15 protein-coding genes and 12 pseudogenes are annotated in these 23,706 nt (G+C 68.5%); 13 read left to right on the forward strand and 14 right to left on the reverse strand.

All coding sequences use genetic code 11. The features are described from left to right. Positions 1–3: 3 nt before the first annotated feature. Positions 4–346, reverse strand: a pseudogene (locus AB0C66_RS17880) (RNA polymerase sigma factor); the annotation flags it as partial. On the opposite strand from AB0C66_RS17880, the pseudogene AB0C66_RS17885 reads away from it, so the two are divergent. The 4 genes and pseudogenes from AB0C66_RS17885 to AB0C66_RS17900 form a co-directional block, all read left to right on the forward strand. Beyond that, positions 341–859, forward strand: a pseudogene (locus AB0C66_RS17885) (FAD-dependent oxidoreductase); the annotation flags it as partial. The pseudogenes AB0C66_RS17880 and AB0C66_RS17885 overlap by 6 nt on opposite strands. Positions 860–877: 18 nt before the next feature. After that, a pseudogene (locus AB0C66_RS17890) lies at positions 878–995 on the forward strand (IS5/IS1182 family transposase); the annotation flags it as partial. Positions 996–1,259: 264 nt separating this feature from the next. After that, entirely contained in the window at positions 1,260–1,742 is a 483-nt protein-coding gene (locus tag AB0C66_RS17895; RefSeq protein WP_362438734.1) for a hypothetical protein, read from the forward strand. Between the two features lie 198 nt (positions 1,743–1,940). Continuing rightward, the gene (locus AB0C66_RS17900; RefSeq protein WP_362438737.1) at positions 1,941–2,438 is read left to right on the forward strand and encodes a peptidylprolyl isomerase; all 498 of its coding nucleotides are present in this window, start codon (positions 1,941–1,943) and stop codon (positions 2,436–2,438) included. A gap of 180 nt (positions 2,439–2,618) precedes the next feature. Here the strand turns inward: AB0C66_RS17900 and AB0C66_RS17905 are convergent. Then, positions 2,619–2,810: pseudogene (locus AB0C66_RS17905) on the reverse strand (hypothetical protein); the annotation flags it as partial. A gap of 41 nt (positions 2,811–2,851) precedes the next feature. After that, positions 2,852–3,775: pseudogene (locus tag AB0C66_RS17910) on the reverse strand (beta-galactosidase); the annotation flags it as partial. On the opposite strand from AB0C66_RS17910, the gene AB0C66_RS17915 reads away from it, so the two are divergent. Continuing rightward, on the forward strand, positions 3,735–4,778 hold the full coding sequence (locus AB0C66_RS17915) for a hypothetical protein (protein WP_362438740.1): 1,044 nt from the start codon (positions 3,735–3,737) through the stop codon (positions 4,776–4,778). The pseudogene AB0C66_RS17910 and the gene AB0C66_RS17915 sit on opposite strands and share 41 nt — an antisense overlap. 571 nt (positions 4,779–5,349) lie before the next feature. Then, positions 5,350–6,288 carry an aminoglycoside phosphotransferase family protein gene (locus AB0C66_RS17920; RefSeq protein ID WP_362438845.1) on the forward strand — a complete coding sequence of 313 codons (939 nt, stop codon included), beginning with the start codon at positions 5,350–5,352 and terminating at the stop codon, positions 6,286–6,288. A gap of 22 nt (positions 6,289–6,310) precedes the next feature. On the opposite strand, the pseudogene AB0C66_RS17925 reads toward AB0C66_RS17920, so the two are convergent. Next, positions 6,311–6,623 (reverse strand): annotated as a pseudogene (locus AB0C66_RS17925) (transposase); the annotation flags it as partial. Between the two features lie 5 nt (positions 6,624–6,628). On the opposite strand from AB0C66_RS17925, the pseudogene AB0C66_RS17930 reads away from it, so the two are divergent. Continuing rightward, a pseudogene (locus AB0C66_RS17930) lies at positions 6,629–6,927 on the forward strand (transposase); the annotation flags it as partial. Between the two features lie 23 nt (positions 6,928–6,950). On the opposite strand, the gene AB0C66_RS17935 reads toward AB0C66_RS17930, so the two are convergent. Beyond that, complete coding sequence (locus AB0C66_RS17935) at positions 6,951–8,504, reverse strand: oxidoreductase (RefSeq protein WP_362438743.1); 1,554 nt, start codon at positions 8,502–8,504, stop codon at positions 6,951–6,953. Positions 8,505–8,588: 84 nt separating this feature from the next. Between AB0C66_RS17935 and AB0C66_RS17940 the strand changes: the two are divergent. Beyond that, positions 8,589–9,179 (forward strand): annotated as a pseudogene (locus AB0C66_RS17940) (transposase); the annotation flags it as partial. 63 nt (positions 9,180–9,242) lie between these two features. Here the strand turns inward: AB0C66_RS17940 and AB0C66_RS17945 are convergent. Continuing rightward, positions 9,243–9,839: a TIGR03086 family metal-binding protein gene (locus AB0C66_RS17945; RefSeq protein WP_362438746.1), complete on the reverse strand. Its 597-nt coding sequence runs from the start codon at positions 9,837–9,839 to the stop codon at positions 9,243–9,245. A gap of 51 nt (positions 9,840–9,890) precedes the next feature. Between AB0C66_RS17945 and AB0C66_RS17950 the strand changes: the two genes are divergently transcribed. Further along, positions 9,891–10,346: a MarR family transcriptional regulator gene (locus AB0C66_RS17950; RefSeq protein WP_362438749.1), complete on the forward strand. Its 456-nt coding sequence runs from the start codon at positions 9,891–9,893 to the stop codon at positions 10,344–10,346. Between the two features lie 29 nt (positions 10,347–10,375). On the opposite strand, the pseudogene AB0C66_RS17955 reads toward AB0C66_RS17950, so the two are convergent. Continuing rightward, positions 10,376–10,730, reverse strand: a pseudogene (locus AB0C66_RS17955) (IS5/IS1182 family transposase); the annotation flags it as partial. A 26-nt stretch (positions 10,731–10,756) separates the two neighbouring features. Further along, positions 10,757–10,963 carry a hypothetical protein gene (locus AB0C66_RS17960; protein WP_362438752.1) on the reverse strand — a complete coding sequence of 69 codons (207 nt, stop codon included), beginning with the start codon at positions 10,961–10,963 and terminating at the stop codon, positions 10,757–10,759. A 593-nt stretch (positions 10,964–11,556) separates the two neighbouring features. Between AB0C66_RS17960 and AB0C66_RS17965 the strand changes: the two genes are divergently transcribed. Further along, the gene (locus AB0C66_RS17965) at positions 11,557–12,627 is read left to right on the forward strand and encodes a right-handed parallel beta-helix repeat-containing protein (RefSeq protein ID WP_362438755.1); all 1,071 of its coding nucleotides are present in this window, start codon (positions 11,557–11,559) and stop codon (positions 12,625–12,627) included. Between the two features lie 565 nt (positions 12,628–13,192). Next, positions 13,193–13,501, forward strand: a pseudogene (locus AB0C66_RS17970) (alpha/beta fold hydrolase); the annotation flags it as partial. Between the two features lie 912 nt (positions 13,502–14,413). Here AB0C66_RS17970 and AB0C66_RS17975 read toward each other — a convergent pair. Further along, positions 14,414–14,737: a hypothetical protein gene (locus tag AB0C66_RS17975; protein WP_362438758.1), complete on the reverse strand. Its 324-nt coding sequence runs from the start codon at positions 14,735–14,737 to the stop codon at positions 14,414–14,416. A gap of 462 nt (positions 14,738–15,199) precedes the next feature. Next, positions 15,200–15,348: pseudogene (locus AB0C66_RS17980) on the reverse strand (IS630 family transposase); the annotation flags it as partial. 482 nt (positions 15,349–15,830) lie between these two features. Here AB0C66_RS17980 and AB0C66_RS17985 point away from each other — a divergent pair. Then, complete coding sequence (locus tag AB0C66_RS17985) at positions 15,831–16,379, forward strand: SigE family RNA polymerase sigma factor (RefSeq protein WP_362438761.1); 549 nt, start codon at positions 15,831–15,833, stop codon at positions 16,377–16,379. Then, the gene (locus AB0C66_RS17990; RefSeq protein ID WP_362438847.1) at positions 16,376–17,548 is read left to right on the forward strand and encodes a hypothetical protein; all 1,173 of its coding nucleotides are present in this window, start codon (positions 16,376–16,378) and stop codon (positions 17,546–17,548) included. Before AB0C66_RS17985 ends, AB0C66_RS17990 begins: the two co-directional genes overlap by 4 nt. 667 nt (positions 17,549–18,215) lie before the next feature. Here AB0C66_RS17990 and AB0C66_RS17995 read toward each other — a convergent pair. The 4 genes and pseudogenes from AB0C66_RS17995 to AB0C66_RS18010 form a co-directional block, all read right to left on the reverse strand. Next, the gene (locus AB0C66_RS17995; RefSeq protein WP_362438764.1) at positions 18,216–18,662 is read right to left on the reverse strand and encodes a hypothetical protein; all 447 of its coding nucleotides are present in this window, start codon (positions 18,660–18,662) and stop codon (positions 18,216–18,218) included. A 293-nt stretch (positions 18,663–18,955) separates the two neighbouring features. After that, positions 18,956–19,766 (reverse strand): annotated as a pseudogene (locus AB0C66_RS18000) (class I SAM-dependent methyltransferase); the annotation flags it as partial. A gap of 422 nt (positions 19,767–20,188) precedes the next feature. After that, complete coding sequence (locus AB0C66_RS18005; RefSeq protein ID WP_362438766.1) at positions 20,189–22,615, reverse strand: Helicase associated domain protein; 2,427 nt, start codon at positions 22,613–22,615, stop codon at positions 20,189–20,191. A 254-nt stretch (positions 22,616–22,869) separates the two neighbouring features. After that, a complete protein-coding gene (locus tag AB0C66_RS18010) occupies positions 22,870–23,235 on the reverse strand; it encodes a hypothetical protein (RefSeq protein WP_362438769.1) in 366 nt (121 codons plus the stop codon). Positions 23,236–23,706 lie beyond the last annotated feature (471 nt).

Consider the following 23,706-nt stretch of genomic DNA (forward strand, 5'->3'; position numbering starts at 1 on the left):
GTCGAGGGCGACCCCCATGTCCCCGAACTCGAGTCCGTCCAGCACCCGTTCCTCGGCGGAGGGGGCGACCGGCGGCGGGGTGTACTCCACCCGCTCGGCGCGCGCCTGGACCCGCTGGGCGTCCACCAGCCGCCGGGCGGCGATCACCCACAGCCAGCCACCGCATTCCGCGCCGCGGTAGGAGGCGGCGGACCGCCAGGACGGTGAGGAAGGTGTCCTGGAGGACCTCCCGAACGGTCTCGGGGTCGGCACAGCGCCGCGACAGCCGGGCGAAGAGCCAGCCCGCGTGCCGGTGGTAGAAGGTGGCCAACGCAGCCTGGTCCCCTCCGGCGACGGCACCCAACAGGAGCTGGTCGCCGCGGCCTTCGCTGACGCGGGATGGGAAGTCCCGGGCATGCTTGCCGCCATGAGCGACGCGGGCGACCTGTGCTTCGACGTGGTGAGCCAGATCCGCATGCCCCGCTGGTCCAGCTGCAGGACCGCACTCGTGGGCGACGCCGCATACGCCCCCTCCTTCCTCACCGGACAAGGCACCAGCCTCGCACTCGTCGGCGCCTACATGCTCGCCGGATCCCTGGCCGACCGGGACCACACCGAGGGCTTCGCCGCCTACGAACACCACACCCGTCAGTTCGTGACCGTGAACCAGGAGCAGGTCGGCGAGGGCGATGCCACACTCTTCCCGACCACCGCTCGGGCCTTGGAGCAGCGCAACGCCATGCTGCGCAATCTCAGCGCCATGCCCCCCACGGAGGGACGACCGGCCCGTTCGGCTCTCGCCCTGCCCGAATGCACGCCCACGACGCGAGCCCGGGTACGCGCGCCGATGACGGGCACGGAGCGACGTTTCACAGCGTGACCTGTCGGAGCGGTGCGGGCGTGGAAGACGGTCTACGAATGCCACCGGCCGTGGTAGGCGGATGGGCACCTGGGAGCGTCCTCTGCGACAGGCACAGGGCGTGGCCGACGCGGCGGGTGAGATCGACTGGGATGTGGCGGTGCTCCGGCGGGAGACGCCGTGGCGCGCCTCGTCGTGGGCGGCACGGGCGCCCCGTCAGCACACGCGAGTCCCCGGAAGCTGTCCCCGGGAACAGTGAAAATGATCGGTAATGTTCCTGGGCCGCCGGGCGTGAACCCATTGAGAGCAAGCGCTGCCGGAGTCGGTCCGGCAGCCTCACGCAACTGTGGGCTTCACCTCAGGCGGGACGGTCCATGGGACCGCACGGCAGGGGCGGGAAGGCATGGGGATGAGCAAGAGGATGACCCGCGTCAAGCTGATGACCGCTGCAAACCGGCAGCCGGTGGCGGCGCAGGCCGCCGAAGCCAAGACCAAGGCTGCCCAGGGCAATACGAAGCAGGCGTTCCCGGAGAAGGTGTCCGGCAGCCCCACCTCTCCGCTGACCAGGGTGAGCGATTTCTTCGGCGCCTACATCGACGCAAGGAAGGACGCGAGGAACGACGAGGGCAGTGGCGCGCCGTCGACCGTGCTCCGCAGGCACTACCTGTCCACGGGGCTGGACAAGACGCTGATGGACTGGGAGCGGCGTCACAACGCTGATGGGGTGCTGCGCTCGCAGAACGTGCCGGTGAAGTGGACCGTCACCGTCACCGACAACGGAAACGGCAACAACTACTCCGCTGTCACTACTCTGACCTGGGGTGATGGCACCGAGACCAAACTGGTGGTGCTCGGCTCCCGCGATGCGGAGAGGATCATCTCCATAGAGCCGATCGAGCGGTGACCGCCACGTGGTGAGCCGACGGGCGGGGCGGCCCCGCCCGCCCCGCCCGGGGCCCGCACTTCGTGTCCCGGGCCCGCCCCCGCTCGCGTCCCGTTACGGGCGCGTGAGGGGCGCACCGCTCGGACGGCCGGAACCACCGTCGACTGGTACGGAGGGGCTGTTGCGGCTCTGCTTGATCCGTTGTGGAGAATCTGGGGTATGAGCGACAACGTATACTTCAAGATCTCGGCCAACGGTGAGGACCTCGGCCGCATCGTCTTCCGTCTATTCGACGACGTGGTGCCCAAGACGGCACGTAACTTCCGTGAGCTGGCCACCGGTCAGAATGGGTTCGGCTACCAGGGCGCACCCTTCCACCGCGTCATCCCCGAGTTCATGTTGCAGGGCGGTGACTTCACCAACGGCAACGGCACCGGCGGCAAGAGCATCTACGGTGCGAAGTTCGCGGATGAGAACTTCCAGCTCAAGCACGACAGGCCATTCCTGCTCAGCATGGCCAACTCCGGCCCGGACTCCAACGGCTCGCAGTTCTTCGTCACCACCGTGGTGACGCCGTGGCTGGACGGCAAGCACGTGGTATTCGGCGAGGTCGTCGAAGGCGAGGACGTCGTCAAGGCCGTCGAGGCTCTCGGCAGCCGCTCCGGCGCGCCCGCCAAGAAGGTCGTCATCGAGGAGAGTGGCGTCGTCACCGGCTGAGCCCGGGGACACCGGCAGCCAGCCCACTGGTAGTGCGGGGCTGGCTGCCTGTCTCCTGGTCCGCGGCGCGGCAGCCGCGGTCGGACTCGGGACGGCGTGCAGTTCGAGGAGGACGATCTCATTGCGGCCGGTCCGCAGGACGGGGCTGGGGACGTACAGGGAGCGCTGGGGCCCCCGGGACCAGTATCGGCCCAGGGCGAAGCCGTTGCTCCAGACGATGCCCTTGGTCCACCGTGTGGTGTCGAGGAAGGTGTCGGCGGGCTCCTCGATGTCCTCGTGCCGCGCCGGAAGGTGGGACCGGTGAACGGAGCAGTGCGGACGGCGAAGGTGAGGGCGTCCAGGAAAGTGAGGGGCAGTGGTCGGCTCGTCCAGCCGGTCAGCCGGGTGCCGTTGAGCGTCACCCGCCCGATCAGTCCCTTGCGGTCGTGGCTGGCGGGACCGTAGTTGACCCTGCCCTGGTTCTCCAACAGGATCCGGAGGACCGCTCCCGGCCGGGGGACGTGGAACCCGAGGGCGTGTTCGTGCCGTTCGCGTTCCAGGACGCCCACCGGCTGGTTGTCCAGGAAGACCTGAGCGCGATCGCGGACCGCTTCGACCTCCAGGAGAACGGTTCCGGACTCGGTGAGAGCGGTCTCGTAGAGGACGAAACCGAAGTCCTGACCGAGTTCTTCCATGGTGTGCGGACGCTCCGCGGCGACCGCCGTTCCCAGGGTGTCGAGATGGTCGAACAGCGGTCCCGCTGCGCCGAGCTCGATGCCCAAGTGGCAGATCTTCTTCGACGGTGGGGGCACCGGTGTGTCCGGAACCGGGACGTAGCGGGAGATGACGTCCCGGAAGGCGTGGAACTTCCCGGTCGGATCACCCGCCTCGTCGAGTGGCGCGTCGTAGTCGTAGGAGGTGACGATGGGGTGGTAGGTGTGCTTGTCGTTGGCGCCGTTGCTGAAGCCGAAACTGGTGCCCCCGTGCAGCATGTAGAAGTTCACCGACGCGCCGGCCGCCAGTAGTTCGTCCAGCGCCTCCGCCGCGGGCTCGGCGTCCCTGACGACGTGGACGCCTCCCCAGCGGTCGAACCATCCGATCCAGAATTCCGTGCACAGCAGTGGGCCGGTCGGCTGGACCTCACGCAGCGCGGCGAGGCCCGTACCCACCCTGCTGCCGAAGTTGACGGTCCTCAGCACACCGGGCAGACCACCACGCGCGAGGTCCTGTGGTTGGTCGCAGACAGGGCGTTGCGCAGCGGCCCGTTGACCGGTGGGTCCTCTCTGTCCCGGCACGGCCGCCCACCCCTCAGGCGGGGTGTTCGTGCTCGACTGGGACGTCGACGACGGGTCGCTCATGCCGAGCAACGAGCTGATGCCGTTGGTGCAGGAGCAGGTCCCCGCAGCGTTGCGTCCCTGCTTTCTTCTGGGCAACCCGCTCCGCCCCTGGATCCACTGGCCCGGCGAAAGGACCGGCGAGGGCGATCTGACTCACTTCACCTTCGCTCTGTGGCGGGAGGGGTCCGATGACGCCGACGGCCAGCGCCTCGTGCTGAACGACGCTCTCAGGGAGGAACAGTGCATCGAGGACGACGAGAGCTCGGTGATCAAACTGCTGTCGGATCTGATCAGCCCTTCGCCGGACCAGATCGTCCTCGGCGAGATGCACACGCAGCACGACTCCGGAGATGAGGGCCCGTGGCTGGGGGCAGGGGTGCCGCAGGCCGGGGCCATACGGCACATCATGGCGCTCCGCCCGCTGACCGAGGAGGTGGTCCAGGCACTCAACCCCACCCTCCACCTGGAGGACGCGACCGTACTCTCCGAAGCCATCGGCTACCCGCAGGACGGTTCTCGCGCCAGGACGTGCTTGCCGGGGGCGGGAGCGCCGCTCGTGGCAGACATCCCGCTCGGTGGGTGGGGGACACCGTGGGCGGGGCACGCGCTGGAGGCCGGGGCCGACGGCGGACACCGTATCCTCGTCCGTCATACCGGCATGGCGTGGGAGGCGGTCGGCAGCGGACCCGACGCCCGCATCGTCCGGGCCGAACCTCACGACGGGCCTTCTCAGCGGTTCATCATCCAACTCGTGAGGGGCGACGGCACCTACGAACCCACTGACTCCTGGATCCGGTACTCCTCCTACCGGATCCAGACAGCCGATGGCCAACTCGCCCTGCAAGCGCCGGCGGACCGAGGCCCGCTGCTCCTCGCCTCGCCCCACGACGTCGCTGACCAACGTTTCGAGGCCGAGTACACGTTCCACGGTGACGCAGAGCCGCCGTTCCGGTCCTACCAGGCGCTGATGTCACCCGCCGGCTGCGTCGGCATCCGGCCCGAGGCGGAGCGGCCCCTGTACTGACCAACCTCGCAGGTGGGCTCTGCGAGGCGGGCTTGGACCGGCTCACCGGCCGCCCAGGCGTACACCCCACCCGCCCACCACGAGAAGGGCACCAAACCCCGTCACGCAAGCGGCACTGACACCGTTGGCAGAGCCTCGTAGTCTGCTCTGGTGCAGAAGGGCGAGCTCTGGGCGGGGGACTCGTATGACACGCGGCGGCAGGTCCAGCACGGATATCGGCGCCGACCACCGGACGTGGCGGAGACGCCTTCGACGGGTTTGCGTCGCCACGTTCGGCTGGGGCGACCACGTCACTCCCTGATGGGGTTGCATGACAAGCTTAGAGAACGTAGCGGCGCCCGATCGCGTGTGCGCAGGCGCTGATTGGCGAGGTTGCGGAAGCCGTGGGCATCCGGTGACGAGCTTGATCACGCGACTGATGCCTTCACTCTTACTTAATGCTCGTTTCTCCATGAGTGCGGGTCCTCATGCGTGTGGATCACCAGACTCGGAGGATGTGTCGTCGTAGTGCCGGTAGCCTTCCTTTGTGATCACAGGTGGGGGCGAAGAGCGACTTGATGGCGATCTTGGGGTGCAAGGCTGGGGCGCCACGAGGGCATGGGCGGAGAAGCGACTCGCTGATGAGGAGCGGATAGAAGCTGCCGAGCGTCTGCGCGGTGGTTGGACCTCGGAGATGCGCAGGCTCCGCGTCGTGGGGCCGGGCGGCCGGCGAGACCTGGTGCTGCGGTCTTTCGTGAAGCCCTTCTACGTCCAGCACGCGGACGGTCTGTTGTCCCGCGAAGCCGCGATCCTGCGTGTGCTCGGGGCGACGGACGTGCCTGCGGCCACACTCCTGGACGTGGACGCGACCGCGACGCACTGCGACCACCCGTCCCTGCTGATGTCGTTGTTGCCTGGCGACGTCCGCTTGGACGACCGAGACGCTGAGCGCCGGGCCGATCTCTTGGCCGAGCAGTTGGTGCGCATCCATCAGGTCGAGGTCTCCCCTGACGCGCGACCGCGGACCTGGCAGGCATGGACGTCGCCGGAGCGGGTGACGCTCCCGCAGCACACGGCGCGGCCCGAGCTCTGGCAGCGTGCCGTCGACGTCATCCGGCACGATCCGCCCGCTCTGCGACCTTGTTTCCTGCACCGGGACTTCCATCCGGGCAACGTCCTCTTCGAGGGCGAGGGGGACGACCTCCGCATCAGCGGTGTGGTCGACTGGGTGGAGACCTCATGGGGACCGGCCGACCTCGATGTGGCCCACTGCTCGTCGGCTCTGTCCCTGCTCCATGGGGTCTCCCTGGGGATGACCTTCGCGGACCGGTACCTCGCCGCGGGCGGACGTCTCGCCGAGCAGGGTGCGGCGCACCTGTACTGGCGGATCATCGATGCCCTGGCGTTCGCCCCGAACGCAGAGAAGGTCGCCGTCCCCTGGCGCGAGCTCGGCCGGGCGGATCTAGACCCCGCTCTTCTGAGCAGCAGACTCGAGGAGTACCTCCAAGCTCTGTTCGAGCGTTACGCGTAAGTCGCTGAAAACAGGCGCTGAGACAGATGAGACTGCAGGCCGGTTCGAGCAGGCCCTGGTGGATGTCGGTCCGTCGTTCGTAGCGGATGACGGAGTCGTGTGAACTGGTGGAGCCAGGCGAACGCACGCTCGACCACCCAGCGGACCTTGCCAAGCCCGGAGCCGTGGGCGACGCTGCGTCGGGCGATCATCGGCTTGATGCCCCGCTTTCAAAGAAGCCGGCGGTACTTGTCGAAGTCGTAGCCCCGGTCGGCGTACAGGCGCCGAGGCTTCCTCCGCGGCCGTCCTCGCAAGCCCCGAACTGGCGGGACCGCATCCAACAGCGGCAGGATTTGAGCTTGAGGCGGTACCGCCGGTGCGGGGCAAGCGTGGCCGGCCACGGCGCCGCCCCGACATCGTGCTCGGGGACCGCGGCTACGACCACGACAAGCATCGCAGCCTGGTCCGCGCCCTCGGCGTGAAGCCACTGATCGCCCGCAGGGGCACCGAGCACGGCTCCGGACTCGGCGCCCACCGCCGGGTCGTGGAGCGCGCATTCGCCCACCTGCGCTGGTCCGCCGCCTGCGGATCCGCTGGGAGATACGCGACGACATCCACGAAGCCTTCCTCACCCTCGGATGCGCACTGCTCTGCTGGTGACGCCTGAACTCAGCTGTCGCCCGTTAGTTCTTCTGCAGGGTGCGGGTGACACCCGCGATGACGGCGGTCGTCAGCACCCAGCCAAAGGCGATCAGCAGGTAGGCCAGCCACTGGAGGCTGCCGTTCGACCAGTACCAGGCCGTGCGCTGACCCAGACCACCGATGGGGATCAAGAGGTCGAGCGTGTAGACGAGGGGCTGGAACGGGGCGCCTTCGCCTTGTTTGACCGGGTTGGGAGTGTGAGTGCCGAAGGACAGCGTGCCCAGCAAGGTCAGCGCGAGGAGCCAGACGCCGGCCAGCCAGGGGCGGTAGCCATAGCCGACCGTCGCGTCGAGCAGGTGCCCCCACACGCGCGCGGCCGGGTGAAGAGTTCGACGCCGATGGCGCTGTTTGGCCAGGAGTACGCGGCGGGCGTCGCCGTCGTGGCCGGCCTTCCGGTACCAGCTCGCCAACTGCTCATAGGGCTGCGGGCTGTAGCCTGGGCTGCGTCGTATCCACGCCACGCGGTGGGCCACGGAGTCCCGCTGCCCCACTGCCTCCCGCCGCCCGCCTGCTTCGTCCATCTTGATGGAGCCGTAGACGAAGCCGTCCAGCTCCACCACGTCCGGCCAGCTGAGCTCGCTGTCGTGGAGGTAGGACACCTGCGCGCCCCGCAGGTGCACGGTGCCGGACGGGGGCCGGGCGAGGGTGAAGTCGAAGTCGACGGCCTGCATCAGCAGGCCGACCAGGGCCGGGCCGTCGCCGTCGGGCGGCCCGTTGAGGACGGCTCCTTCAAAGGTCAGGTTGTCCGAGACCCGGGCACCCCGCAGCCGTACGGTCCCGTGAGCGGTGAACCCGCCGGAGAAGTCGAGCGTCGACGCCACGACGTTGTCCAGGGCGAGCGCCACCCCACGCTGGCCGGGGCGCTCCAGCCGTGCGCCCCGCATGTGCAGTCCGCCGGGCAGCTGTGCCCCCATGAGACGGACTTCACCGTGCGCGACGAATCCATTGCAGTAGACGCCGCCCTCCGCGACCAGTCCGCCAGCGGACACTGCCCATTCCTCGGGTGCGGTGATCTCGGCGCCGCTGAGGTTCACGGCGCCGCTCACGTGGGCGTTGATGAGCGACAAGGCGGTGACCCTGCGGTGGAAGGGCGAGCCAGAGCCGCTTTCCAGGCGAGAGCGCCGCAGGTCGAGGCGTCCCTCGATACGGATCAAGCCGGCTTCCACGCCCGGCACTCGGCTGCCCACGATCGCAATGGACTGGGTCGACGCTCCGGAGAGGTCCACGCCCTCCTCGAACCAGCAGTCCTCGAGCGAGAGGGCGTGAGCGATCTGCGCGCCAGCCAGGTTAAGGTGCCCGGATATACGCGCCCCGGCGAGCCTCAGGCGCGCGACGGCGCCCGGCTGCCCGGTGTTCGCGCCCTGGATGAGCGCCACGATCACGGCAGCCCGGACCGTCCGCTCGGGGCCCCATTGCCCACCCTCGAAGACACGGTCGTCCTCGGGCACACCCGTGCGCAGGTCCACGCGGCGTCCCTCGGGGAACGCATCCCACAGTTCACGCTCCGGTGAAGTCAACTCGTCGTATGAGAGCACCCATGCAGAGTAGTGATCTTCCTTCGCGCTCGCCTTGCCTCATCGCGCGCGGATCGGAAGGCGGTCCATTCTGTTAGGAGCTCTTATCGCACCAGCCTGGCCATGCGGCAGTTGGCGCCGTTTTTCGGAGTCTCGCCGGCGATGGTGTGCCGGGTGGTCCTGCGGCTGTGTCCTCTCCTGGTTCTCGAGCTGGCTTCTAGGCGAGTTGGTGGTGCGGGTCGGTTGTGGGTCGTGGACGGCACCCTGTTCCCGGTCCGTGACCGTAGGGTCGGTGCCTTCAGCCGCGGCTGCCGATTCTCAGCAAGTGTGCAGGTTGTCATCGATGCTGACAGCAAGGTCGTCGTGGCCATCGCTCGGCCAGCTCCGAGGAACAGGGCCGAGGCGCAGGTTTGGTGGAACTCCGGCCTTCCCGCCTATTGCCGGGGAGTCACTGTGCTGGGCGACGGTGCCTATATCAATACCGGCTTGGTGGTGCCGCACCGCAAACGCCCCGGCAGGCCCGCTTCTGGCGGGTGGGGAAGAGGGCAGCGCGGAGCACCGCAGAGGCCGGGTCCGTGTCGAGTACGTCTTCGCCCGCATGAGGAACTACAAGATCCCCGCCACTGCCGGCGCCATGGCGACGGATTCCACCACGCCGTCCAAGCCATCGTCCACATGGACAACCTCGCCCTCGCCGCATGGCCAGAACGCCCAGAACCAGGCTCTGACCTGCCGGAACACCGACTTCTGCAACATGCTTCAGAAGGGGGAGCGGCCCAGGTGAAGGAGGATTCGGGTCAGGGTGTCGGTCTTGGTGGGTTCGCGGAGGCTCGGGGCGAATGCGGCGTTCGGCTGTATGCGGCGGGCGTCGTCAGGGACGGCCAGCGCGATGGGGAGGGCGGCATCAAGGACGTCGGTATGCGGGGTGAAGGGGAGATCGAGGGCGCGGGCGACGTCCCAGGCGTGGACCACGTAGTCGATGAAGTGGAAGCCGATGGCCTGGATCGCGGGGAAGGATGCGTTTGCGCCGAATTCGGGGAGGGTGAACTCCTGTTCCTCTGTGCTGACTTCGGCGAATGCGGTCAGGACTGCTTCTGCGGCGGCAAGGTATCGCGCGACGGCGTTCGGCCCCGGCGCCTCGGTCTTCCAGTGCGCCAGGTCGGCACCTTCGGCCCCCGCCGCCGCCGCGAATCCTCGGTGCTGGGCCGTCATGTGCGCGAGCAGCTCGCCCAGGTTCCAGGCCGAGCAGGGAGTCGGACGCGCGAGGTCCTCGATGCTCACCCGGCGGACCACGGCGATGCTCTCGCGTACCGCACGGGCGTTGAGGGCGTTGATGACACCCAAGGTCATATGCATAGGCTTACGATAAGCGCGTGCGTACCATAGGTCAACGAGTATCTTCTTTCCATGGCTAGGAACACCACATCCGAAGGGCGCCCTGACCTGGCGGCGATGGTCGTCCCGCTGGGCCGCGCGCTGGTGGCCGCGGAGTTGCCGGTGCTGCGCGAGCACGGGCTGGCCATGTGGGCGTACTCGGTACTGCTCAGGCTCGACGACGAACCGGTGCGGACACAGGCCGCATTGGCGCGGGACATCGGTGCGGACAAGACCCGGATCATCGGCATCCTCGACGACCTGGAGGAACGTGGACTGATCCGGCGGCAGCATGACCCGGCGGACCGGAGGGCGCGTGTTCTCTCGCTCACTCCCGCGGGGCGCCGGGTGCGCGACGCGGTCCAGTCGGCGATCCAACAGCGGGAGGAGCGGCTGCTGGCGCGGCTGTCGGAGGAGGATCGGCGCGGTTTCCTGAACGCCCTGCGGGCGCTCGCGGAGCTGTCCGCCGACGAAATCAGCGGGAGCTGATGCCTGTCCGGCGGATCGTCTCCGGAGCCCAACCGGATGACTGCCAGGGTGAAGGTGCTGTGGAAGACGTAGGCCCGTCTCGTCGTTCCTCGTAGCTAGCCCCCGGGAGTTCTCGAGCCGGTTAATGGTCCGCTCGGCTTCGTTTGCGGCACCTGTAGAGCGCCTTGTCGAAGCTGATGAGCTGGCCGCCTTTGCTGCGGCGGCGCTGGCGGTCGGCCCTTTGGCCCTTCGGCTCGCGGATGGTGTGCTTGATGTGCCGTCGCCGCAGGTTACCGGGTTGCTGCGGGAAGAACAGGCATTGTTGGCCACGAGGTGGTCTGGCCGGGTGCGCGGATGGCCGCCGCTGGTACGGGCGATACGGGCGCGTTCGAGCACCGGTCGGATTCCCCGGGCGCTGGTGAACCGGTAGTTCAACTGCCAGCGGACCCACTGCCCGGGATGTAGTCGAATTGCCGACGGCCTGCGTGGCCGTGGTGGCAGCCGTCGTGCACGTCCAGGGCGATCCGCACCGCGGCGACATCCCTGGCCAGGGGCAGCGTCGGATTCTGCACGATGCTCACGTTGTACCCGTCGCGCTTGAGGATCTCGTAGACCCCCTGCCAGCCTGATCCGTCCACGGAGCCTCCGTGGGCCGGAGCGACGTTCCTCGTCTGCTGGCTCGTGTGGCGGCACTTGCGTGTGAGAGGGGCAGGAAGGGCCTCGCGTTGGCTGGCTTTCGTGTCGGGGACCATCCGCGCTTTCTCGCCCCAACGCGCCGCGGAGGTAGGCCATGTTGATACGGCAGTGCCGGACGACCGGGCGGCCGTGATGGTGGATGGCATGGAGGGGGGAGGGCCGAAGCAGTCGTACCGTCCGGCTTCGCGATCCTCGCTGGCACCCGGCGCACCGGCCCGTTCGCCGACTGGTCATCGTGGGGGGAGCGCCTGCGGACGAGTGGGGGCTGGAGCCGGGCCGATCCGTCGTCCTGAGGGTCCGTGCGACCAACGGCGCTTGGATCTGTGCACTGATCTGTATATGTGGTGATGGGACGACTGGGCCAAAGAGGTGTTTTCCCGGTCGCCCTCTTGAGCAGCCACTTGCTCGGGTGGACTACTGAGGTGGATCAATGGGCTACTCCCGTGAGTTCGTTGGCGCAGCGCCAGTGCTCTGCCCCGGTCGCTGCGCGGGCTCGGGCCAGGGCCCGTTCCTTCGTCATCACCCGAGGAGCGCCATGCGATTCACCCCTGCCCTGCGAGCTCTCGGCGCCGCTGTGCTGGCCGCCGCCGGTTTGACCGTCGTCCCGGGTACCGCTCACGCGGCGACATTCGTGCCCTGCAGCACCTCCGCGCTGATCACCGCCATCACCAACGCCAACACCGCCGGTGGCGACTCCCTTGCCCTGGCGGCGAACTGCACCTACACCCTCGCCGCGGTGAACAACTCCGCCTCCGGAAGCCCCAACGGACTGCCCGTCATCACGGAGAACATCTCCATCACAGGGGTCAACAGCACCATCCAGCGGTCCACGGCCCCCGGGACGCCGGAGTTCCGCATCTTCGAGATCGACCCCCCGGACGGCAACCTGACCCTCACCGGAGTCACGGTGCGCAACGGTGATGTGACGACGTCGGACACGGCCGGGGGCGGGATCTGGCTCAACGACGGTGGCACGCTGCGGCTGGTCAACTCCACCGTCACCGGTAACAAGGGCGCCGACGACGGCGCCGGTGGTATCGAGAGCACCGACGGCACGATCACCATTCTGAACAGCACCATCAGCAACAACACCGGTGAGTTCGGCGCGGGCCTGGACTTGAACAGTGGAAGCGTCGCCACCCTCAGCAACGTCAGAATCACCGGCAACACCTCCGCGAACAGTGGAGGCGGCATCTGGTCGGAGAGCACCGTCACGCTCACCAACACCGTCCTCAGTCAGAACACCGCACTCTTCGGCGGGGGACTGCGCAACTCGGGCACCGCGACCCTGACCAACGTCACCCTGGACCACAACACCGCCACCGACTCCGGCAGTGCCGGAGCCGGGATCTACACCGGAGGTTTTCTCACCGCGACCAACACCCGGATCACGGACAACACCGCGACCGACCCCGATTCCCAGGGCGGCGGAATCTATAACGCCGGCTCCACCACCTTGCGCACCACGACCATCACCCGCAACAGCGCCGGCGACGGTGGCGGAATCTACAACGACAGCACGGTGAACCTGGTGGGCAGTTCGGTCACCGCCAACACCCCCAACAACTGCGCCCCGACCGGCAGCGTTCCCGGTTGCATCGGCTGACCGGAGGGGGTGCGCCGGTCTTCTCCCGATGCGCGGCCCCGGGACGTGCCGACGGCGAAGGCAGGCGTGACCGGTCCCGTATGCCGTGGTGGTGAGGACCGGGCATGGTGCCCCCTGCCCCCTGCCCCCTGCCACGTGATCGGGCAGGACGCGGTTGCCGGCAGCGCCGGACTCCGGGTAAGCCCGGTCGTACCGGCGGTCACCGGTGTCCCGATCGTCGCCCCCGCCACTACGGGGGCGGCGTTCGCGGCCAACGACAGCGGCGCCGTACCGGTCGACCTCCGTGTTCCGCACCACTGCCGCCGATTGCGCTCGACGCGCGGACCGTCCGCACCTCACGCCGTGCGCGCGACGGGAAAGTCGGCGCTGCCGGACAGTGTGGTCGGTTTCGGCGTGTCCTGGTCGTCGATGCGGATGCCGGTGCGTTCCCCGAGGGGCTCGACGAAGCCGAGGAAGTCCAGCGCATCCCTTTCGGGGGTCTCCCGGGAAGGGCCGGTCGACCACCTGCCCGAGGCCGACAGCGCCGCCGATTTCCGGCGGCGCGGAGCCGGTTGTCACAACTGGGGATGTCCCCGACGACCTGGTCGTCGAAGTCCGGGGCATCGGCTATCGCACGTGTTGGACACGCTGCGCCGGAATACCGCGTACATCGCCGAGCGGAGCGTGCCTGACCGCCTCACCGCCCTCGACGTCCCGGTCCTGGTGATCTTCGGCGCTGCCGACCGCCGCTGGGACCCGTCTTCAGCACATCAAGTACGGCACGGTGCCGAACGCGCGCGTCGAGAAACTGCCCGACGTCGGACACCTCCCCATGTTCGAAGCGCCGGAGAGGACCGGCAAGTTGCTGCCGGCCTTCGCGGCGGCAGGCCGCTGACACTGATCGCTACCTTGGTGGTGTGTGGGCGACAGGGCCACCACCTGACGGGACGTCGAGGGAGGTCGCGATCCCGCGGCAGTCAGAGCGACTGTCCGGGATCAGCATGGCCGGGTTCGGCCAACGTATCCCGGCGCTCGTGGACGTCGCCATGGTCGCGCACCCATCGGTCACCCTGTTCGTGGACCTGAGCGAAGGAGACCGCCTCGCCTGCGACGCCCACGGCCGGCGCGAACGCGGCAGCGTGGTCGTCGGGCTGATCCCGGGTGACCTTCGGATCAGCGGCCGGACGGCCGAGGCAGGCCAGTGCCTCCGGGTTCGGTTGTCGCCGGTCGTGGCGGCTGTAGTGCTCAGCGCATCGACCGAGCTCGTCGGGACCGTGGTTCTGCCTGGAAGGTGTCCGGGGTCGCGATGCCGTGCGGGCCGGGGGCGGGCTGCGCGTCGCCACGTCGTGAGACGAATGGTTCACGATCGCGGCGGATGTCTTTGGCCGACGGCTGCACGCCCGCCCGCCGCTCGATCGGGAGATCACTGCTGCCTGGTGCGGATGCTCAACGGCCGGGGACAGGCGCGGGTCGGCGGCCTGGCGAACGAGGTGGGATGGAGCCGTAAGCGGCTGTGTCCCGTTTCCGGTCCCGGACCGGCCTCACTCCCCAGCGTGCCACCCGGCTGGTGCGCTTCGGCCACGCTGCCCACCTTCCCAGCCGCGGGGCCACCGCTCGGGTGGCGGCCGCAAGCGGTGCCGAAGGGGGCTGGAGCCGGACTGCTGCGGTAGCGGCTCGCCGGCGATGGCGGTGCCAGGGCCTGTCCTCGTGGGATGGATCCCTCGCAGAGGGCAGGTACTGGCACCGCTCCCCGCTCCGGCGCGCGATGTGGGCATCGCGCGCCGGAGCCGGTCAGGCGGGCTGGATATCAGAAGTTGAACTGGATCGTGCCGGAGCGGCCCAGGGGCTTGGTGGCGACGGCCAGCCAGTGCCCGTTGACCTTCTGGTAGCCCACTGCCTCATCGGGAGTCCGGCTGCGGAGCGACCCCTTCCAGCAATCGCCGGGGGGGATGATGGTGGACGTGAGCCCGTTGCGGTACGGGAACCCGATGTACTCCTGCTTCGAGGTGTGGTTGCACGACTTGACGGTCACCGTGCCGACGGTTTCGGCGTTCGCCACCGCGGGAAAGGCCACGGACGCGAGCAGGCCCGCGGCGCTGACGCCCACTGCTGCCTTGATGCTAGTGCGCATGTATCGATACCACTTTCTCGTTGAGGATCGAAATTGTTCTGCCTGGCGTATTTGCCCAGGAACTCGAATCGAGTTATCGGGAGCCAAGCAGATCGCTAATTAGTCCGCAACGCATCCGTGTTGTCCCGGATTAATGCCGTCATTCCCAATGGAGGTGGCCGTGACAGTGAACTCACGGACACAGCAGAAAGCGGCCGCGGCGCCGAAGGAGTGTCTGCCCGCTGACCGGGTCGTCACCGTCGGCCCCGAGTACGCGACGGGCGCCGCGCCGCGGGACCGCGCGCCTCGACTCTCCGAGCCCGCGATTCTGCCGCGCCGCACAGTGACGGCCCTAGTCCGGACGGGAGTTGGGGCAGCGGGGGAGTTCGGGTTGCCGCTGTCGATACGGCGGGTGTTGGCCCAGGGTGCTGCCCCCCGGGGGGGGTGCGGTTACTGAGATTGAACTGTGATGTCGTGTCTTGGTCAGGCGGGTCTGATGGTCAGGCCGGTCTCGGCGAGGCAGCCGTCTATGAGGTGGTGCGGTACCGGATGTGCCGTAGGCCGCGTCGGATGCGCTGGATGAGGTGTTCGGGAGTGCTGAAGGCGACGTGGGACAGCCGTCCGCGTCGCATGGATCCTCAGTGATCTCCGTGTGCTGATCGGTAGCTGTACCGCCCCCCTGTCTGCTGCGGTGCAGCCCGGTTTCCTCAACCGGCGCTGGCGGCCATGCTCGGCGTCGCGTCCGCCGTTGGCGCAGCCGCGTCAAGGTGACCACCCCGCCACGTTCAGCGCATAACATGCGTGGGTACCCCGCTCAATCGGGCGGCCGGGCCGGGTGGGATGGTGTGGCCACTGCGAGTCCGCCTCACCTGGCGCACCCGTCGCACGCCGGCACCGACGGATGACGTCCGGCACCTGGCGGGAGCAGGCGGCCGGGATGAAGCACAGCCCGACCATGCCCAGCATGCCCTGACACTACGGCGTACTCGAGGCGCGGGGGCGCCGCCCCGAGCTCGACCCTTTTTTGACGGACCCGGCATAGCGGCGCGCCCCCGCACACGTCCAAGGAGGTGACAGACGACCGCGAGATGAAGTCGACCGATCACGGGGAACCATGAATGATGAGGAAGAGCGCTGCTTCCGCGAATTCGTCGCGGCGCGCTCGCCTGCGCTGATGCGCACGGCGACCCTCCTGGCCGGCGGCGACACCCACGCCGCCGAGGACCTGCTGCAGACCGCGCTGGCGAAGGTGGTGGGCCGCTGGGGCAGGATGGAGAACCCCGAGGCATATCTGCGGCGGGTGCTCTACCGACAGCAGGTGAGTCTGTGGCGGCTGCTGAGCACGCGCCGCGAGACCACGGTCGCCGAACTCCCCGATGCCGCCGGGCGCGAGGACCCCACCGGCTCGGCCGAGCTGAGGATCCAGATGCGCCGGGCGCTGACCCGGCTGACGGCACGTCAGCGCTCCATGCTCGTGCTGCGCTACTTCGAGGACTGGCCCGAAGGGGAGGTGGCCGAACTGCTCGGCTGCTCGGTGGGCACGGTTCGCAGCACGACGCACCGGGCGCTGGCCAAACTGCGCAGGCTCGTGCCGGAGCTGGACCCCGGCGCCGCGACCCGCGGCCCCGAATTCGGCAACTCACCCTCGGAGGTGTGGAAATGAACGCTGACCGGCTGTTGCGGGACACCCTGCGCGAATGGGCCGAGGAGACACCGCCCCCGCCTGGCCCGGACCTGGCGGGCCGGGCTTTGCTGCGGCGCCGTCGGCGCCGGGCGACCTCGCTGACGGTCGCGGTCGCCGCCTTCGCGTTGCTGGCGGGCGGAGTGGCGGTGCCGGTGCTGGCGGAGAGCGACCAGCCGGAACACTCGAGGCCGGGACGCATGATCGACAACAAGGTGTCTGCACACCCGCGCGAATCTCCGCCGCGCCATCTGATCGCCGCCGGGGACGTCGCGGTCTCCGCGTACCAGGCGGACCGGAAGACCCAGACGCAGGACGGGGTCAAGCGGTCGACCTACACCTGGAATCTGTACGACCGCAGGACGAAGCAGTACGAGAAGACGCATTGGGGCTGGCTGGATGTCGCCCCCGGTATGCGGCAGGCGGCCGTGTTGGAGAAGACACTGCCCGCGTCCCGGGTCGGGATCCTCGACCTTGATACCGGGAAGGTGACGAAGTGGATCCCGCTGGAGCACAAGGCGGGCGGGGTGCAGTGGTCGCCGGACGGGAAGCGGCTGGCGGTGACCACCTACCGCGGATACCCGGATATAGAGACCAGCGCCCGCAATCGGTTCACCTCCCATGCGAGGACCGGCTATTACCTGGTCAACGTCGACTCAGGCCGGAAGGAATACCGTCCGATGGGTGTCGACATGGACGACAGGTTCGTCGGGGTCGGCCGTATCGACGTGCGGTGGAGCCGGGACGGCACGTTGCTGGTGGTTCCGAAACCGCCGGGCGCCATCGAGACCTGGTACAACCTGGAAGGGCGGGCGAGCGACAAGACTCCCTTGTACGAGGGCTTGGACGCGGCGCCCTCAGGCCTGTCACCGGACGGCCGCTACTACACGGTGGGCGACGGCTGGACGGCGACAGTGAAGGAGACACGGAACCACCGGACGGTCAGTGGGTCGTTCGGGAGCATGACACTTGCGTGGGCCGACAGCGGGCGCCTGGTGCGCTGGGACTGCCCGCCGAATCGGCGCTGCGCGCGTGGCATGGGCGAGCGGCTGGTTCTGACCGACCCAGCGAAACGTATCAAGGTCCCGCTCACGGGCTACCGGTACGACAACAGCTCCCAGGAGTGGGAGCCGCTGATCACCCGACGCTGATCGGCGGCACGGCGCCCGGCTGCTCCGCGCGGACGGGCACCGTGCCGCTCAGCTTCCGGCCCCTCAGCTTTGACTACTCTGCTACCGGTGCCCTGGTTCCCGGAGAGCGATGACACTCGAAGGCCGAACCCCACCGCCATGCTCCCGTCCCGGCTACAGCAGGAGCAAGTTCCCCCCACTGGATCAACCACCACCCCGGGGGAGCGGTCCATCACCAAGCGTCTGGACACGATCGAACGTGTCCTGTTCGCTCTCGCCTGTACGCAGGGCATCGACCCCGAAGCCGTCTCCTGACCCAGCTGGTCGGCCGGGACCCCAACGCCGGCTGAACTCTGCCGTATGTGTCGCCGTATCTTCTCTGCCGCTGCTGGGTCTGCCGCTGCTGGGCGTCGCGTAGGTGGTTTTGGCGGGCGGTGGCCAGTAGCGGCAGCGCTCTCGGACGGTGTGTGCATCGTCAAGCCGCTGTATGGCGTTCTCAGCGGGTGGGGGCAGGTCGCTCATGGCGGTGGTGATGTCGACGTAGTAGGCGAAGTCGCCGTTTGCAGTTGCCTGGCGCAGGCGGTCGGTGGTGGCTGTCAGGTCGTCGTGTGCGCCGCGTACGGCGTGGTGGAAGGCCAACGGCGGTGTGGATGAGCGGGGTGAGCCAGGGGAGGCCGGCGGCGGTGCTTTAGGCGTGCAGGACCGTGGCGCGGTCGGTGCCGGCGTCGCGCACGAGGGCTGGGACGGCGGCGTAGAAGGTGGCGGCGCGCTGGTCGAGCCGGGCAAGGTAGTGGTGGGCGAGTTCGTCGTCGGCGCGGTGCGGGTCGGTGAAGGCGGTGTCCCAGAGGAGAGACGCACTGTATGCAAAGAGGCAGGTTCCGGCGAGTGGGCAGCGAGAGTTGTCCCAGCCCAGACCATGCCGTATGAGCCGTAGCAGCGGCCGCGCCTCATCCGGGCGCCAGCCCGGCCCGCGAGCGCAAGAACCGGCCGACTCCGGCGTCGACCGCAGCCGCTTGGTCCGTCGCCTGAACCTGCGGGTGAGAGCGGGTACGTGCTCGGCGAAGGTCATGCGCTCGCAGGATTCTTCCTCGCAGACGAACCTCCGCACCCGCAACGACACCACCAGACCGCCCACCCTGTGGTCGTACGGGCCTCGTACGGGCCTCGGCCCGGACGACCGCGGCGATCACCTCGGCCGATACCCCCCACACGCCCTCGACCGAAGAGGACAGCAGCTCGTTCGCTTGCGACAGCACTGCGTTCACGGCGAGGGACTGTCGACCGCACCACCATCCAGTCAGGATTTTCGGGCGAACTTCAGTAGTCGTGGGTGATCAGTACGCGCATGACTGGCTGGCCGCGCGCGAATCTGGCTCCGCTCATCAGGCCCCCCTGGAATCGATCATCTAGGGAACGGGAGGCGCTCGACCGGCGGACCGCCGAGATCAGTCCGCCGGGCCGCTCCGCGCGCTGCGCAGGGGTGCTGATCGGGCGGTCGTAGGCGGCAGCGCGCTCGTGCAGGGTGTGGCTGTCGGCTTCCCAGCCGTGCCCGACCAGCCAGCCCACCGGGTCGTCGGGCATCTCCGAGACCCACATGGACGCCGCCGATCCCGGCCCGGCGTCCGCGCCGAAGCGCTCGATCACGCCGCGCGAGCCCAATGTCAGCCCCATCCGACTGCCTGCCGCCGACTGCGCGCTGATCCGGGCCAGCAGTAGCTCCACCGCGTCCTGGGGCAGATAGATCAGCAGCCCTTCGGCGATCCACATGGTCGGTACCGCCGGGTCGTGCCCCGCGGCGGCCAGCGCGCCTGGCCAGTCCTCACACAGATCCACCGCGACGGCGATCCGCTCGCAGCGTGCGACGGCCCGCTCCTGACGCAGCACCGAAGCCTTGAAGTCCAGCGGCGCGGCGGTATCGACCTCGAACAGCCGGGTGCCCTCGGGCCAGTCCATCCGGAAGGCCCGGCTGTCCATGCCGGCGCCGAGCAGTACGACCTGCCGGACCCCGGACGCGGAAGCCTGCTGCAACAGGTCGTCGAGGAACTTCGTCCTGATGACGATGGACAACGACACGGCCATCCGACGGCGTCGCCGCGGCCTCGTCATCGGGCAGCGGCGAGGAGGGCCACAGGCCGCCGGCGGTGGCGAAGGCCTGTGCCAGCGGGTCGCGGAACAGCGCGTTCGCCCGCTCACTCTCCAACGCCCGCACCCTGGCCACCCCCACCGCCGTGGCCCACACCCCCGACGGCTGCACCCGCTCCCGCTCATCAGCCACCGCGCCAGCCTAGATGGCCGATTCCAAGGAGCCTGAAGAGGAGAGCCAGGTCCACGCGTGGCCAGCCAGCCATGCGCGCACCGACCACCTACGACCACTGAAACCACCAGGAGGCGAAGACCAACAGTCACCCTGTGCACGCGACCACACCAAGTGGACCAGAGCCGGTACTCACGTACACACCCACTGCCCGCCGCGGGCGAGTAGAAGATGTGAGGCTTCCGGGACCGAGAGGCACGTGGAGAGCGCCAGCGACGCCATCCGAAGCCTGTAAAGGGTGGTGTCCACCGGCGATCCGCTCTGGCGCCCGGACCGCCGGACCGGACGCCGACGACAGGAAGAGACGCTTACGTGCCGCGCGCTCTGCGACGACTCCACGACCTTTTTCAGCTCCACCTCATGCCGATCGCGGTGAGTTCGGTGACTCGTTCGGGCACGAGCCTGTCCCGTCGGGCACGGGAGTTGGCGATGAACACTCCAAGAGCATGGTCATCGCCATCAACGGTTTCAATGTGTGATCGAGGGACGTTCAGATGTCCTTCGCGGTGTGCGTACTGGCGGGCGGCGGCGAGATTCGCCGCCCACATCGCCGCGCGGCTTCGCCGCGGTACAGCCGCCTTCTCGACGGTCGGCTCATCGGCGGGGGAGAGACCGAGCACCTCGCCGAGCAGCCACTGCTGCGCCGGCACCAAGGTATGCCACCCGGCCCGCTGCGCCACGGCCCACTGACCGATGTCCTCGCCCTGGATGATGAGCATGCCGCTCTCCTCGGGCAGAGTCCCGCCGGCGCTCTGGTGGATGTGAGCGAGACGGAAGCAGCGCTGCCACGCGATCGGCCAGACGGGGCACCAGGCCGGGTCGATGTCCTCAAGTTCCTGACGCCGCTGAGCGCTCAGCCCTCCGGCTGGCTGCTCACCGGCCCTGCCGCCGACAGCACGTCGTGCGGCGGCGCGCTGGTTCTTGAGCCAGACGCCGACGGGGTGGCCCTGCCAGGTGGCTTCGACGGGGGCGAGGAGGTGTCCGTGCTCGGCGTCCCAGCCGCGGGCCGCTGCGAGACCTTCCTCGAAGGCCACCGTGTAATGGGACCAGATCATCGACAGCTCCTCGAGCTGCCGCACCCTCTCCTCGCCGAGCTCTCCCTGCCGGTGCGCGTGCCGTTGCCGCGCGATCCACCCTCCCAAAGGGAAACCATCGGGCGCGGTGTGTCCGATGGGCACGTTCAAATGACCGTGATCGCCGTGGTAGGCAAGCGAGGCTTGCAGCCCGCGACGCCAATACTCGCCTTCGGGCTTGAGGACTCGCGCGGTGATGAACGCTGCCAGTGCCGCCGGATCCCGCGGCGTGGAGAAGGACAGCAGCCCACGGGCCAGCCCGCTGACCCCTCCTTCCCCTGCCGCCTGGGTGATCCCGCCGGTCGGCCGTCCGGCGGCCTGGGGGACGGCGAGCTGCTCGACGGCTTCGGTATCGTGCGCACGCAGCGCGGTCAAGACCTTGGCCAGGTCCGTGTAGGCCTTGGAGACGAGCATCCCGTCGGGCTCCTCACCAGCCCCGAGGAACACCGGCACGACCAAGGAGGCCGTCTTGCCTTCCCCCGGCTGCATCCGCAGAGCCCGCCCGACCGCCTGGACGACGTCGGGGGTGGAGCCGCGGACGTCGGCGAAGACGACCGCGTCGCAGTTCTTCGTGTCGACACCCTCGCCCAGCACACGCGCCGAAGACAGCACACTGCACTCCCTCACGATCTCGTCCACAACACCGGTCGAGAATTCCTCCAGCACGCGGCGGCGATGCGCTGTCTTATGCTCCCCACACAACCAGCCCGCCCACACCGCCTCCGGCTCGGGATATGCCACCTGATCGCTCTCCCACAGAGCCTTCGCCACCCGCGGCAGCCCGCCGGCGAAGGCTTCCGCCTCACCGGTGCGGTGGTGGAACGTCAGCAACCTGCGCAACCGGTGCTCCGCCGCGGTCTTCAGCACCGCCGTCTGCAACGCCGCCAGCCGCATCCCACGCACCACATCCGTCCGCCCCTCACCACCCACCAGCTGGACGGCCTGGACCTGAGGGTCAGCAATGTCCACACAGACCACCTGGTACTGCGCAATCAGCCCCCGCTCGACCGCCTCCGACATCGTCAGCCGGTACACCACCGGCCCGAAGACCTCCTCGTCGTCCATCGACGCCACCAACCGCACCGGCCCACGCCCACCGGCACCAGAGGACACCTCCTCCGCCGACACCTCCCACAACCGCGGAGTCGCCGTCATATACAGCCGCCGCACCGCCGGCAACCGACCGTTGTCATGCACCGCAGCCCACGGCTTTCCCAAAGCCCCAGACGTCCGGTGCGCCTCATCCACCACCACCAGGTCCCACCGGCCCAGCCCAGCCCGGTGAGCCCGCTCCAACACTCCGAGCCCCACCGCGGCATACGTGGCGAACACCGTGCACTGATCCAAATCCGCCAACCACCGAACCAACTCGACAGCATCCGTCGAGCACGGAACCCCCAGCCCCGCCCCCTCACGCTGCGAGCACACCCCGAACACCCGCCCGTGACGGCCAGCTGCCCACCACGAGCCAACCATCTGCCCCAGCAGATCAAGAGTGGGGACCAACACCAACACCCGCCCAGCACGCAACTGCTGCGCCCCGTGGACCGCAATGAGCGTCTTGCCCGATCCGGTAGCAGCGATGACCTGGGCCCGTAGTCCGCCCCCTGGCAGCACCGCCCCCACCGGCTGCCCCAGCGCACGGACCACCGCGTCCACTGCCTCAACCTGATGGGCACGAAGCCGCTGCCGACCCGCCACGCAATCCACCTGCCTTCCCAGCCGCCGGGGGCAGTGGGCCCCGAGAAGAAACTCTATCCCGGATCATTATGATGCACCCTTCTGATCGAGCAGCCCCGGCGCTCCATCGAGCGCACACCTCACCACCGAACAGGAACCGTTCAGGACCCATAGCGGAACCAGACAGAACACACTCAAACTCAAGAAGCAAACCTGGGACACTGCCCCATTCCTCGGGGGTTTCGAGATCCGCCCGGCAACTAGCCGAGCACCTGTCAGAACGGGGGAGAAGCGCTCTGTTGACCCAAACGCGAAGACTCCTCCACGCCAAGCTTCGCCAACCGTGAACGGATCGCACTCGGCTGACGCGCGAACCGCCGCGCAAGAGCATCAACACCCTGACCGGCCGTGTGAAGCTCGACGAGCAGTTGCTCGTCCTCCTTCGACCACCGCTGGTAAGCGTTGCCGTGCTGCTTCCTGACCTCGTCCACCGAGTAGACACGAGAAGCCGGCGAGGAAGTGTCCGAGGTCAGTTCCACCGCACCCACCGCATCCCAAGAGAAGACGCCAACTTCAACGCCTCGCAGCCAGAATGTAACTGAGCCACCCTCAAACGTCAGGACGTCTACCTCCAACTCCATGGCCCTCCGCATGACGTCCGGATCTCTCGGATCGAGTATGAGTCCGTGAACCGTAAACGAATCTGATCAGCCACAAGGAGCACCCTGCCCAACCAGCCCGCCGAGCAAGCCGCCCCTCGTTGCCAGCCAGGCCTGCGGCAGCAGGCCAGAGCTCGAAGGCGAAGCCGTAGAGCTCAGGACCAGGAGAGCGAAGCGAACCTGGTCCGGTATCCGCAACGCGGATACCTAGCACTGGGCGGCCCGCAACGCGGGCCGCTTCTTTGGGCTGTTGAAGCGAAGCGGAGACAGCCCGGCGCGGCTTGCCGCGCCCCGATCCGCAACGCGGATCGGTTGCGCCCCGCAACGCGGGGCGCTTTCACTTCCCAGCGCGCAGCGCTGGGTTACCCGCTCCGCGTTGCGGATCGGGGGGCGGCAACGCGCGCCGGGCCGATCGGAAGTGCGGCGTGGAGGGCCAGTGTGTGCGCGGGAGAG

The sequence above is a fragment of the Streptomyces sp. NPDC048636 genome (assembly GCF_040650655.1).
In the GTDB taxonomy this organism is placed as follows: domain Bacteria; phylum Actinomycetota; class Actinomycetes; order Streptomycetales; family Streptomycetaceae; genus Streptomyces.